This is a genomic window from Streptomyces sp. CB01373, from assembly GCF_002803075.1.
Lineage (GTDB): Bacteria > Actinomycetota > Actinomycetes > Streptomycetales > Streptomycetaceae > Streptomyces.
The window spans coordinates 322709-335215 of the sequence record NZ_NNBK01000002.1 but is presented as its reverse complement, the minus strand read 5'-3'; the positions used below and the strand labels follow the sequence as shown (position 1 = coordinate 335215).

The window sequence follows — 12507 nt, the reverse complement described above, 5'->3', positions numbered from 1 at the left end:
CACCCGCAGGCGCCACGGATCCGCAGCCGCCCCCGGCCACCCCGGCCCGTCACCCGGCCCCACGCGCCACCCGCCCCCGCACTTCCAGGCCCGCCAGCAACTCCTCCGTGGCCTGCGCGATCGCGTCGACCGCCTGGTCGAAGACCTCCTGGTTGTGCGCGGCCGGGGCCCGGAACCCCGAGACCTTCCGCACGAACTGCAACGCGGCCGCCCGGATCTCCTCCTCGGTCGCCTCCTCGGGCAACGCGGGCGGGCGCAATGTCTTGATACTCCGGCACATGCCCCCAGTGTCAGCACGCCCCGCGCACGCCGCGCAAGCGCCCCGGCACCCCCGAGGCGCCCTCGAACGCATGAACCCACCCGATTGCACTCGCGCCCCAAATTCGAACAGGCGTACCATTGCAACCGTGGGTACGCGCTACGACTTTCCGAGTGACCTCCTCGCCGGTCAGGAGGAACTGCACCAGGTCCGGGCCGAGCTGGCCGCCCTGCTCAAGCGGCTGCCCTGGTCGGTCGAGCCGCTGGACGGGTTCAGCGACGACGGCGGCTGGCGCAAGGTGGAGCGCCCGGCCTCACCGGGCTGGACGCCCGACGAACAGGCCGCGGTCGAAAAGCTCCGCCGCCGCGAGCACGAACTCGCGGTGTTCGTCAGCACCCATCGCTACTGGTCGGACCTGCCCGGCCCGGACGGCGTCACCGCCCGAAGCCACCTGAAACACACCCACGAGCCCCCGGAGCCCGACGGCGAGGCCCCTCCCTCCACCGCCTGAAAACGGGTTTGCGGGACAGGTCCCCCGGCAAGGTAGGCTGTCGACTCGTCCGGGTGCGTAGCTCAGTGGTAGAGCGCCTGCCTTACAAGCAGGATGTCGGCGGTTCGAAACCGTCCGCGCCCACCGTTTGCGGCACATGGCCGTAATGCACTGACAGGGCCCAGGTCCACGGGTGACACCCGGGGAGGCTGGGCCCTCGTCGTGTCAACGGACCCGGTGGCTGCGGGGGTTTACCCCACCCCCCATCCGGTAGCGCGCCGGATTCTCCGGGGCGGGGGTTCTTTCTACGATCTCCTCAGAGCCGTTCGGGTTCGCCGTACGTCATCAGGGGGAGACCGTCATGTCCCGTTCCATACCCGCCCGTGTCGCCGCAGCCGCCGGTGCCGTCGTCGTGCTCGTCGCCACGGCCACGGCCTGCGGGGGCTCCGCCGAGGACGACAGCAGTCCCGAGCGGCGCTCGTTCGCCCTGCGCGGAGACACCCTGACCGTCGACTCGGACGACTCGGCGCTGGAGATCGTCTCCGGCGGTCAGGCGAAGGCGGGGGCCGTGGAGGTGACCCGCTGGTTCAGCGGGTCCGTGCTGATCGGGGACGATCCGAGGGTGACGTGGTCCATGAAGGACGACCGGCTGGTGCTGCGGCTGAAATGCTCGGGGTTCGTCGCCGACTGCTCGGCCAAGCACCGGATCGAGGTCCCGCGCGGGATCGCCGTGAAGGTCGAGGACCGTGACGGCAGTGTGCGGGCGCGCGGGTTCGAGGACGCCCTGAGCATCCGTACCGGCGACGGCTCCGTGCACGTCACCGACTCCACCGGGCCCCTGGAGCTGCGCTCCGGCGACGGATCCGTACGGGCGGAGGTCTCCTCGCTCCGGGTACGGGCCACCACCGGCGACGGCGAGGTCCACCTGGAGCTGGGCACCGTACCGGACCTGGTGGACACCAGGTCCGGTGACGGCTCCGTCAGCATCACGGTCCCGCGCGCCCCATACCGGGTGACGACGAAGACCGGCGACGGCTCGGTGAACGTCGACGTGCCCCGGGACGACGCCAGTTCCCACGTGGTGTCCGCGACCACCGGCGACGGAAGCATCACAGTTCGTACGGCCGGCTGACCGGCCCGTGTGTTCGTCCGCCGCGAATGGGAGAATGACCACACGTATGGCGGACCACAGCACGGGAGAGGGATGTGACGGCGACACCGGCGACACCCGCACAGCCGCACTCGCCGTATGCACGGCCCCGGCCCAGGAGCGCGTGCCCGAGCCCGGCGCGCCCCACGGCCGCCCGTGACGTCCTCGTGCTGATGGGCCTGCCCGTGCTCGCCCTGCTCGCGCTGCCGGCCGCCTTCGCGGGCGGCGGCACCCGGCGCTGGTTCGGCGGGCGGGCCGAGACCCAGCGTGCCGAGGCGCAGGCCGCCAAGGACGCCGCTGCGGCCGCCTTCTACGAGCTGGACACCGCCCAGCGCGATCTGCGGATCTCGATCGAGACGATCACGGCGGTCGACGACTCCCCGGACGCCCGGCGCGCGGTCGGCGAGTTCGAGGCGCTCGGCCGGCGCATCGACGAGGTCAGTCAGCGTTACATCCAGGCCGTCGACGCCCAGGACCTGGACCGCGACGATCTGGAGGCCTCCGTCGCCTCCCGGGCGCGTGTCGATCTGACCGCGGCCAAGGACGAACTGCTGGGCGTCAAGAGGGAGCTGGACCGTTTCGGCAGTGGCCTCGGGCCGCTGCTCGGCAAGGCCGAGACCCAACTGGCCCGGGTCGCACCCGCGGTGGAGCGCGCCCGGCAGGCCCTGAGCGCCGCCGCCGGCGCGCTGGACGACGCCCGTGGGTCCGGGCTCGGGGCGGACGACCTGGCCGCCCGGCTCGCCGCGCTCTCCCCCGAGCTGACGAGGCTCAACCAGGGCGCGGGACAGCACGGTGTGCAGCCGACGCTGGAGCGCGCCGAGCGGGTGGCGCGGGAGGCGGAGGCGATCCGGGCGGAGGCGGTGCGGCTGCCGGAGCAGGCCGCCGAGATCGATCACCGGCTGGTGTCGCTGCGCACCCGGGCGCAGGCACTGGGCACGCGCGCCGGTCAGGTGGAGCCGGTGCTCAGCGAGCTGCGGCGGCGGTTCACCGTCGCCTGCTGGCAGGACCTTCAGCAGGTGCCGGAGCAGGCCGCCGGGAGCGTGCGGGAGGCGGAGGCGAAGCTCCGGGAGGCGCGGGCCGCGCGGGACGCCCAGCGCTGGCCGGACGCGACGGCGCTGCTGTCGACGGTACGGGCGTTGCTGAACACCACGGACGAGGCGGTGTCGGCCGCCGGGGAGCGGCTGCGGCGGCTGAACGAGGTGCAGAAGGATCCGCAGGCGGAGATCGAGCGGACCCGGTTCGCGATCCGGGACGCGCAGCGGCTGGCCATGTCGGGCCGTACGACGCCGGATCCGCGGCACGCCGGGCCGCTGGACGACTCGGTGGGCCGGCTGGAGCGGGCGGTGGCGACGCTGGAGGGCCGCCATCCCGACTACTGGCACTTCCTGACGGAGACCGAGGCGGTGCGGCAGACGGTGGCCGCGGTGGTGGCCCGGATCCGCGAGGAGCGGGGAGCCGGCCGCTGACGGCCCGCTCCCCGCTCCCGGGATTCACCGATCAGGTGCGGTAGGCGTAGTAGTACGCGTCCGGGTAGGAGGCGATGATGCTCGCCACCGACCTGTTGTAGGTGTTGGTGGAGTGGTACGACAGATACGGCACGCCCTGCGCGGTGCGCGACGTGACGATCATGGTGTGGTCCTTGGACCCGTCCCGGTTGAAGTCCATCTGGAGCACGTCGCCGACGTCCATCTGGTAGACGTTGGCGAGGCTGGTGACCCGCTTGGAGGACAGGGCGTACCAGGAGAACTCGTTGACGCCGACGAACGAGTCGGACTGGATCTCGGCGTTGCCGAACCACTTGTGGAAGTCGTACGTGTAGCCGGGTTCGTGCTTCCAGCCGCCCGCCTTGAGGGACTGGCTGACGAAGTTGGTGCAGTCGCCGCCGGCCCCCGCCCCGTTGAAGTCGGGATACTCGGGGTTGTAGTTGTTCCAGTACTTCGTCGCGTACGCCGCCATGGCCTTGTAGTCGTAGGCCCCGCCGGTGAGGTTCTTCGCTGCGGCGGGCGGGTTCGCGGTGATGGCCGCGCGGGGTGCCGCGGGCGGGTTGCCGTCGGCGGCGACGCTCGGGGCCGTGGTGGAGGGCGCCGGGGCCGCGGTGGTCGGGGCCGGGGTCGCCGGCGCCGTGGTGGGCGGCTTGGTCGACGCCTTCGCGGTCGGAGCCGGGGTCGACGGCTTCGCGGTGGGCGGCGTGACGACGGACGGTTCGGCGATCTGGTTGACGGCGACGCCGTCGTCCGTGTCGCGGATGCCGGTGAGCTGCCAGTTGCCCTTCTGGTCCGCCTTGAACGTCAGTTCGTGGCGGGCCTGGAAGCCGGTGGTCTTCGGCTCGTTGCCGCGGACCTTCCGGTACGTCAGGGTCGTGGTCTCGGTGACGGCGACCTTGGCGTCGCGGCCCTGCACCCGGGTGGCGTCCAGCGACACGCTGGTCTTGCCGGCGCTGTACTTCTCGCCCAGCTTCGCGAGCCGTGCCTTGCGGCCGCGCAGTTGGTCCAGGGCGGAGCTCTCCTGGCGCGTCTGCGTGCTGGACAGGCGGACCTTGCCGGAGAAGCCGGAGGTCTTCCGGTGGTGGCGGCCCTTGCTGCCCGCGCCGTCGTCCACCAGGGCCTGGGTGCGGTCGGTGAAGACCGCGTCGGCCAGCTTCTGGAAGGTGGCCTTGGTGGCCGCGTCCACCGTCGGGTCGTTGGTGACGGCCGCGCCCGCGCTCCAGTTGGGCACCAGCGCGACGCCGGCGACCACGGAGGCGGCCGCCGCCGAGATTATGGTGGCGCGACGCCGCTTACGGCTAAGTTTCCTTGATTTCAATGGTGTTCCCCTCTATGCCGGTAGACCTACCGGGCGACGGCATCTTCGCATGCGGTGTGGAGAGGCTGTGTAGCGGGGGCCACAAGCGGAACTCTCCCGTCACGCGGTTCAGTTGACCACGGACGACCAGTCGGGCGACTGGGCAGGGTCCAGGGAGCGCAGCCGCTGCAGCGTTTCCGGTTTCTGCACGTCCAGCCAGTCGGCGAGCTCCCTGAACGACACGCACTTGACGTCCTTCTTGACGCAGGTGTTCTTGACGACCTGGTCGATGGCCTTCATGTAGATGCCGCCGTTCCAGTCCTCGAAGTGGTTGCCGATGAACAGGGGCGCCCGGCTGCCGTAGTAGACGCGGTTGAATCCCGCCATGTAGGCGTCGACGGTCTGCTGCTCCCACTGCGGGAAGCTGGCCGGGTTGCCCTGGGTCTCGCCGTCGGACTGGTTGTAGAGGAAGTTGAAGTCCATCGACAGGCCCTGGTACTTGCCGTCCTCGTAGGGGAGCATCTGGAGCGGGAAGTCCCAGATGCCGTCCTTCTTCGCCGGCCAGATCTGGAAGTCGCCGGGCGAGCTGGCGTCGTAGCGCCAGCCGTAGTCCTTGATGGCCTTGAGCAGGTTGGGCTGTCCCTCCAGGCAGGGCGCGCGTCCGCCGGTGATCTCCTTGCGGAAGTCGAAGGGCAGCGGCGGAAGGTCGGTGAGGCCGGAGTTGGTCTTCCACTTCTCCGCGAAGTCGTAGAACTGGTCGATCTCGCTCTTCCACTCCTCGACGCTCCAGTCGCCGCCGCCCTTCGCGCCGCAGAAGTGGCCGTTGAAGTGGGTGCCGATCTCGTTGCCCTCCTCGTAGGCCTTGCCGAGCTGCTCCACGGTGGTGCGGATGTGGTCGACGGTGGCGTAGTCGATGGCGGCGGACCCCGGCGAGTGCTGCGGCGGGTGGTAGATGTCCTTCTTGGCCTTGGGCAGCAGGTAGATGCCCGTGAGGAAGAAGGTCATGTGGGCGTCGTACTCCTTGGCCAGCTCCCGGTAGTGCGAGAACAGGTGGTCGTCGCCCTCCAGGCCGCCGTCCCAGGAGAAGACCACGAACTGCGGCGGCTTCTCGCCGGGTTCGAGCGGCTTCGGCTTCCACTCGGCCTTCTGCGGGCCGGTGTAGGAGGTGGAGCCGTCACCGAGCACCCGCACCTTGCCGTCCCACTCGGGCTCCGCGGCCGCGCCGGACGGCGAACCGGCTTTCTTGGGGCCGCGCCCGGCCTCTTCCCCCTTGGACCCGGCGGACGCGGTCGGCGCGGTCGAGTCGGCACGGGTGAGCGTCAGAAAGCCCGCCACCACGGAGGCGACCACCAGCAGGGCGGCCAGGGTCAGGAACTCGGGACGGGTGGTGCGGCGAGGTGCACGTGCCTTGCGCCGACGGCCGTTTGACTTCATGCGGGGGGCTCAATCTGCGAGGGGGGTGGTGGGAGCGGGTGCGGCCGGGCCGCCGGGCTCAGACGGGTGGGTTCACGGCACCCGCCCAGATCCCGTAGGGAACGCTGTCGGCCCGGGTGCCGGCGACTCCTTCCAGTGGCAGCGGTTCGAGACTCTTGGCCAGATCCATGCGGTAGACGACGACCGCCGTGGACACCGACTTGACGGTGCCCACGTACCAGGCGGCGGTGTCGTCCTCGGTGGCGCCGGCCTTGCCCGCCACCGAGGCCGTGGCCGCCTCCCCCGCCGTGCCGGACGCCGGCCCCGTGCCCGCGGCCGGGTGGGCGGTGCGGAAGGACTCGCCGAGCGCCTCGGTGACCGCCTCGGCCACGTCCCGGCCGACCGCGCGCTTCGCGGCCGGGGTGTCCAGCCGGACGGAGGAGCCGTTGCGGGTGATCCGCCGCACCGAGTACGGCTCGGTGTGCGTGCCCTTGGCGGCGAAGGTGGCGTAGCCGCCGGCCATCCGGATCGCGCTCGGGGTGGAGCTGCCGAGGGACAGCGCGGGCACCTGCGGGCCCATGCTGGCGGGCAGCAGTCCGGCCGCCTGGGCGGTCTGCTTGACCTTGTCCAGGCCGGTGTCCATGCCGAGTTGCATGAAGGGCGTGTTCACGGAGTTCGCGAGCGCCTGGTGCAGGCTGATCCGCCCCCAGGACTTCCGGTCGTCGTTGTGGGCGGACACCTTCTTACCGCTGCGGTCCCAGTAGGGGCCCTCGGGGGTGGTGACAGGCACGTCGTCGTCGCCGTCGTAAAGGGTCTGCGGGGTGACCTGCTCCCTGGGTTCGTCGCGCTGCTTGATGACGCCGTGTTCGAGTCCGGCCGCGTAGACGAACGGCAGGAAGGCCGAACCGGCCGGGACGGTGGTGGCGTTGGACTCGTTGTAGCCCTGGGTGCGGTGGTCGGGGCCGCCGTAGACGGCGAGGATGCGGCCGTCGGCGGCCACGGAGGCGGCACCGTAATGCACGGTCTTCGCCGGACCCGGGGTGGTCTTGCCCGCGTTCTTGCGGGCCTTGGTGACCTCGTCGGTCAGGGCGCCTTCCCGCTTGCGGTCGAAGGTGGTGTAGATCTGATAGCCGCCCAGGTCGAAATCCTGGTCGGTGATGTGCGCGGCCTTCTTGGCGTACTGCGAGGCCAGTTCGACCAGGTAGTCGGTCTGCTGGCCGGTGTCGTAGAGCGGGTTGCGCTTCAGCGGCTCGGGGAACGTGCGGAACGTGGCGCGTTCGGCCTTCGACAGCTTGCCGATCTTGACCATGCGGTCGAGGGTCCAGGTCCAGCGCTCCACGGCACGGCGGTGGTTGGCCTCGTTCAGGGTGGGGTCGTAGAGCCCGGCGCCCTTGAGCAGGGAGGCGAGGAAGGCGGCCTCGCTGGCGTTGAGGTCGCCGACGTCCTTGCCGTAGTAGGCCTGGGCGGCGCGCTGGATGCCGTAGGTGCCGCGGCCGAACCAGCTCGTGTTGAGGTAGCCCTCCAGGATCTTGTCCTTGCTCATCTGGTTGTCGAGCTTGAGCGAGATCATCGCCTCGGTGAACTTGCGGCTGACGGACTGGTCCTGGGAGAGGTAGACGTTCTTGACGTACTGCTGGGTGATGGTGGAGCCGCCCTGGGTGTCGCCCTTGCCGACGGTGCGCCACGCGGCCCGGCCGAGGCCGGTGAAGGAGATGCCGGGGTCGCTGTAGAAGCTCTCGTTCTCGGCCGCGAGGACGGCCCAGCGCACGTCCTCGGGTATGTCCTTCAGCGGCATCGCCTGGCGCTGCACCCAGCCGGTACGGGCCATGGGGGTGCCGTCGGACCAGAAGTAGACGTTGTCCTGCTGGGTGGCGTAGGTGTTCAGGTTCTGCGGGATGTCGGTCGCGGCGTAGGCGATGGCCAGCAGGAAGGCGCTCAGGCCCGTGGCCGCGACGGTGGCGCCGGCCCATTGCCTCCAGGAGGGGAGCCAGCGGCGCCAGCCGGTGCGGCCGGGGCGCGGGTAGACGGGTTTGAGTCTGCGGGCGTACGGCGCGGCCACCGCGACGAGGGGGGCGAGGCGCCGGGTCAGGGCCGGGGGAATCGCGGGGCGGGTGCGCGTGCGCGGCTTGCGGCGGTCGGCGCGCCGCCGGGGCGGGCCGTCGGACGGTTCGGACGGGCCGGACCCATCGGGCTGGTCGGACTGCTCCGACGTGTCGGAGGGGTCGGACGGGTCCGGGGGCGTGGGCTGGAAGGCGCGCAACTGCATCGTCTCGTGCGGTTGCGCGCTCGTATGCCGCTCGCGGAGGCTGTCGACCTTCAGCTGCATGGTCTCGTCCGCCCGGCGCAGGTCGTCGACCTTGAGCTGGATCGTTTCCTCCGCACGCACCGGCCGGTCGGTCTTCGACTGCTCCGGCTGTCCGGCCTCGACGCGGCGCCCGTCGGACCGGCGGTCTTCCTCCGGAAGACCTTCCCCCCGCCCTGCCTCCGTCACAACTGTGTCCTCCTCCGCACTTTCGTGGTGCTCGCGCGGGTCGACACCTTCACCGCAACTGCGGCTGCTCTCCCCTTTGTTCGCAGCCACCACGCGGCCCTCGCGGCGCTACAAAATTATCAGCCGTCTTTTCCAATTCTCCGCACAAGAACTGGACAGAAACCAAGACATAAGAAACACGGAGGGCTGTGTGTCCGGTCACGCCCGTTAATCTGGGCGCATGCCTCGCTACGAGTACCGCTGCCGGAGCTGCGGCGACACCTTCGAACTGAGTCGTCCCATGGCGGAGTCGTCCGCCCCGGCCAGCTGCCCCGCCGGACACGACGACACGGTCAAGCTGCTGTCCACGGTCGCGGTGGGCGGCTCCGCGGCCGCCCCGGCACCCGCGCCGCGGTCCGGCTCGGGCGGCGGCGGGTGCTGCGGCGGAGGCTGCTGCGGCTGACGCACCAACCGGCTGGCATCCCGACCGGCTGACGGCCGGCCGGCTGACATCGACGGCGGCTCGCGTCCCTAACGGGGTGCCCGGGCCGCCTTGAGGAACTCCCGCACGATCCGCTCCCCGGCGAGCACTCCGCGCTCGGGCAGTGCGGCGATGCCGGGTGCCGTCCAGCCGGAGTCGGCCAGTTCACCGTGTCCGGGCCGCCAGCCGCGGTCCACGGCGTGCAGCAGGTCGGCGTCCAGCAGCGAGTCGCCGGCGCCGAGGACGAGGTCGGCGCCGGTGCGGCGGGCGACCTCGCGGACGGCGGCGCTCTTGGTCAGCGGCTTGGGGACGGCGTAGAGCTTGCGGCCCTGCAGGGAGACCGTCCAGCCGCGCCCGGCCGCCCACACGGTCAGTTCCCTCACCCAGTCGTCGGGCAGGAGTTCGCGCTCCACCACGAGGTAGGCGAACAGGTCCTCGGCGACGCGCTGCTTGCGCACCCAGACGGGGTCGGCGGTGCGCAGCAGATGCTCCTGGACCTCCGCGAGCGACGCGCACTCGTCGGCCAGCCGCGTGGTCACCCGCCGGTGCCAGTCGCCGTCCGAGACGCCGTCCACCAGCAGGTGGCCGCCGTTGGCGCAGACGGCGTACGTCGGCGCCGGGCCGGGCAGGTTGATGCGCAGGTACTGCTTGCGGGTGCGGGTCGTGGCGGGCACGAACACCGCCGAGTCGGCGAGATCGGTGAGCAGCCCGGCTGCCGTCTCGGTCAGGTACGACAGCGGCTTGCTCTCGTGCACCTCCACGCACAGCAGCCGCGGGGCCCGTGCGTCCGGCATGGTGAGCGCCAGGGCGGCGGCGGAGTAGATGAGCGTACGGTCGAGATCGCTCGCCACGAGGACCGGCATCAGCGGGTCACCGTCCTGCCGTCGGCGCCGGTCGCCCCGCGCGTGTACCGGGGGTGGATCAAACCCACGCAGCTGTACGGAAGTTCGTCGACCTCCTCGACCGGGACGCCGCGCTGCCCGGCGAGCAGCCGCACGTGGTCCAGGTCGGCGCCGGCTCCGGCCCGCGCCAGGATCCTCCACGGCACCCGGCGCAGCAGTACCCGGGTGGTCTCCCCGACGCCGGGCTTGACCAGGTTCACGTCGTGGATGCCGTACTCCTCACTGATGCGCTCGACCGCCGCCCAGCCCTCCCAGGTGGGTGCGCGGTCGGTGGTCAGCAGTTCCTTGGCGGCGACGTCGACGCCGTCCGCGACCTCGTGGAAGCACTGGGAGACGGCGTCGAGGAAGCCGTTCGAGACGTCGGCGCCGGCCAGTTCACGGTAGAACTTCGCGCCGTGGAAGTCGTGCCGGCCGACCAGGTCGGCGCGCAGCACGGTCCGCGAGATCAGGCCGGAGACGGTGGAGTTGAGGCAGGCGGAGGGTATGAGGAAGTCCTCCCGGGTGCCGTACGTCCGCACGCACGAGCCGGGGTCGGCGAGCACGGCGATCTCCGGGTCGAAGCCGGTGATCCCTTCGCGCTCCTCGAACTCCTCGATCGCCTGGGCCAGTTCGCGGGTGATGGCGCCCTTCCCGGTCCAGCCGTCGACGAAGACGACGTCGCGGGGGTCGTGGCGGGCGGCGAGCCAGCGCAGCGCGTTGGTGTCGATGCCGCGGCCGCGCACGATCGACACGGCGTAGTGCGGCAGGTCCCGGCCGTGCCGGAACCGGGCCCAGCGACGCATCAGTACGCCGACGGGGGTACCGGCGCGGGCGAGCGAGACGAGCACGGGGCCGGCGCCGGGGGTCTCGTCCGTCCCGGCCGGGCTCTTCCGGCGCAGGGGGACTTCGGCGAGGATCGTCTCGGTGACCACGCCGACGGCCCGGGCGATGCGCGCGGCGGAGGCCGTCAGGGCCGTGTGGAACAGCTCCTGGTACTGCTCGCTGGGCTGGTACTCCACCGGCAGCGACTCGGCGTAGTGCGCGCCGCCGCTCTGGATGGCCTCCTCGCGCTCCTCCGTCGGTGCCTCCAGCGTCACGTCCGAGAGGTCCTGGAGCAGCCAGCCGACCTCGTCCGGCGCGTACGAGGAGAAGGCGGGGCCGCGGAGGGGCTCGGGCAGCATCGGGGACCTTTCGGGGGCGTGCGGGGGCACGGGGAGGTACGAGGGCACGACCGCGAACAGGACGTGCGGGGTGTGCTCCGCGAGCCGGGCCAGCAGGCCGTCGGGCGCGTGCAGTTCGGGGGTGTCGGCAGCGGAGTCGACGACGGCGACCACGGCGTCGAAGCCGCCGCCGGCGACGTTGTAGGCGTAGCGCTCGCCGGGACCGTCGGCCGGGTCGTCGTGGGCCGGGAAGACCAGCCGGGTGCGGATCGCGTAACCGGGGTCGTCGACGGCCAGTACGGGCGAGCGGGTGGTGGTGGAGTACCGCACCTCGGCCTCCACGACCTGCTCCAGCTCCCGCGCCAGCCGCAGCGGCGCGTACATCAGTTCTTCGCAGCCGAGCACCAGTACCTGCCGCGCGTTCCGCGGCAGTGCCTCGGCGATCCGTGCGGCCATGGCGGGCAGTGCCCGCTCAAGCCGCTCCCGATGCGCCGGCGTGAACCCGTGCCGCCCGCCGTCCGGCACCCTTCGCGGCCACCGCAGCTCGACCCGCCGCACCCGCCCGGCCGGCCACTGCCGCTGGCCGCCCGGCACCTCACCGGGCCCGCGCTCCGGCACGGCAGACCCCTCCGCCCCCTCCGAGGCGTCGGACGCGACCGAGTGCGGCGTGTGCTGCTCGGTCTGCTGGGCCCGTTCGTGCTCGGCGACGAGGGCCTGGCCTCTCTCCAGGACGTCCGCCGGGAGGCGCAGTGTGCCGGAGGCCGTGGTGATCAGGGAGACCTGGGTGTCCATCCGGTCGGCGAACTGCCGTAGGCGGTCCACGTCGGCGGGGGCCCGCATGTCGATCAGGGCGACCACGACGTAGCGCTTTCGCGGGTGGCGGGTGTGGAGGGCGCGGATGGTGTTCAGGACCGTGTTGCCGGTGGAGAACTCGTCGTCCACCAGGACCAGCGGGCCGTCGGAGGCCAGCAGGGCGGGGTCCTCGGGCAGCAGGAGGTGGGACGTGGCGTGCGAGTGGGACTCCTCGAAGCCGCCGGCGGGGTCGATGCCGGGCACCGGGCGGCGCGTGGAGTGCAGATACGGCGCGGCGCCCAGGCCGTCCGCGACCGCGTGCCCGAGGCCCGTCGCGGTCTCCGCGTAGCCGAGGACGACCGCCCGGTCGGACTGGTCGGTGCCCAGCAGGTTCCGGACCCGGCGGCCCAGGGCGAACCCGTGGCCGTACACGACCGAGGGCGACTGCGGCACGTGCTTCCCGAGCACGTTGGACACGAGCAGGTGCGCCCGCTTGGGATTGCGGCGCAGCGCGAGACCCAGGAGGCCCGTCAGCCGGTGGTCGCCCACGAGTTCGACACCGAGCCGCTCGGCGACCCAGGTGCCGGACCAGAGCCCGTCGTTCACTGGCTTGTTCATGCCTTCCTTGTG

The 12507-nt window shown here is 71.7% G+C and carries 10 protein-coding genes and 1 tRNA gene; 5 read left to right on the top strand and 6 right to left on the bottom strand.

Features of this window, described 5'->3' with window-relative positions; translation table 11 throughout:
* Window positions 1-49: 49 nt before the first annotated feature.
* Window positions 50-280 (bottom strand): DUF2277 domain-containing protein, encoded by a 231-nt coding sequence (locus CG719_RS03790; RefSeq protein WP_100567015.1) that lies wholly within the window; start codon window positions 278-280, stop codon window positions 50-52.
* Between the two features lie 127 nt (window positions 281-407).
* Here CG719_RS03790 and CG719_RS03785 point away from each other — a divergent pair, with 127 nt between their 5' ends.
* From CG719_RS03785 to CG719_RS03770, 4 genes are all read left to right on the top strand, one after another.
* A complete protein-coding gene (locus CG719_RS03785; protein WP_100567014.1) occupies window positions 408-770 on the top strand; it encodes a hypothetical protein in 363 nt (120 codons plus the stop codon).
* A 51-nt stretch (window positions 771-821) separates the two neighbouring features.
* Window positions 822-893: transfer RNA gene (locus CG719_RS03780), tRNA-Val, on the top strand.
* A 217-nt stretch (window positions 894-1110) separates the two neighbouring features.
* Complete coding sequence (locus CG719_RS03775) at window positions 1111-1881, top strand: DUF4097 family beta strand repeat-containing protein (RefSeq protein WP_100567013.1); 771 nt, start codon at window positions 1111-1113, stop codon at window positions 1879-1881.
* 74 nt (window positions 1882-1955) lie between these two features.
* On the top strand, window positions 1956-3365 hold the full coding sequence (locus CG719_RS03770) for a hypothetical protein (RefSeq protein ID WP_100567012.1): 1410 nt from the start codon (window positions 1956-1958) through the stop codon (window positions 3363-3365).
* A 31-nt stretch (window positions 3366-3396) separates the two neighbouring features.
* Here the strand turns inward: CG719_RS03770 and CG719_RS03765 are convergent, their stop codons facing one another.
* From CG719_RS03765 to CG719_RS03755, 3 genes are all read right to left on the bottom strand, one after another.
* Entirely contained in the window at window positions 3397-4635 is a 1239-nt protein-coding gene (locus tag CG719_RS03765) for an amidase domain-containing protein (RefSeq protein ID WP_234375393.1), read from the bottom strand.
* Window positions 4636-4809: 174 nt separating this feature from the next.
* Window positions 4810-6114, bottom strand: coding sequence for a hypothetical protein (locus tag CG719_RS03760; RefSeq protein WP_100567010.1), 1305 nt, complete (start codon window positions 6112-6114; stop codon window positions 4810-4812).
* 58 nt (window positions 6115-6172) lie between these two features.
* On the bottom strand, window positions 6173-8584 hold the full coding sequence (locus CG719_RS03755; RefSeq protein ID WP_442802705.1) for a transglycosylase domain-containing protein: 2412 nt from the start codon (window positions 8582-8584) through the stop codon (window positions 6173-6175).
* 220 nt (window positions 8585-8804) lie between these two features.
* Between CG719_RS03755 and CG719_RS03750 the strand changes: the two genes are divergently transcribed.
* Entirely contained in the window at window positions 8805-9026 is a 222-nt protein-coding gene (locus CG719_RS03750; RefSeq protein WP_100567009.1) for an FmdB family zinc ribbon protein, read from the top strand.
* Window positions 9027-9094: 68 nt separating this feature from the next.
* On the opposite strand, the gene CG719_RS03745 is transcribed toward CG719_RS03750, so the two are convergent.
* Together CG719_RS03745 and CG719_RS03740 are read right to left on the bottom strand one after the other, a co-directional pair.
* Window positions 9095-9907, bottom strand: coding sequence for an HAD family hydrolase (locus tag CG719_RS03745; protein ID WP_100567008.1), 813 nt, complete (start codon window positions 9905-9907; stop codon window positions 9095-9097).
* Window positions 9907-12495 carry a phosphoribosyltransferase gene (locus CG719_RS03740; protein ID WP_100567007.1) on the bottom strand — a complete coding sequence of 863 codons (2589 nt, stop codon included), beginning with the start codon at window positions 12493-12495 and terminating at the stop codon, window positions 9907-9909. The genes CG719_RS03745 and CG719_RS03740 overlap by 1 nt, the downstream gene beginning before the upstream one ends.
* Between the last annotated feature and the right edge of the window lie 12 nt (window positions 12496-12507).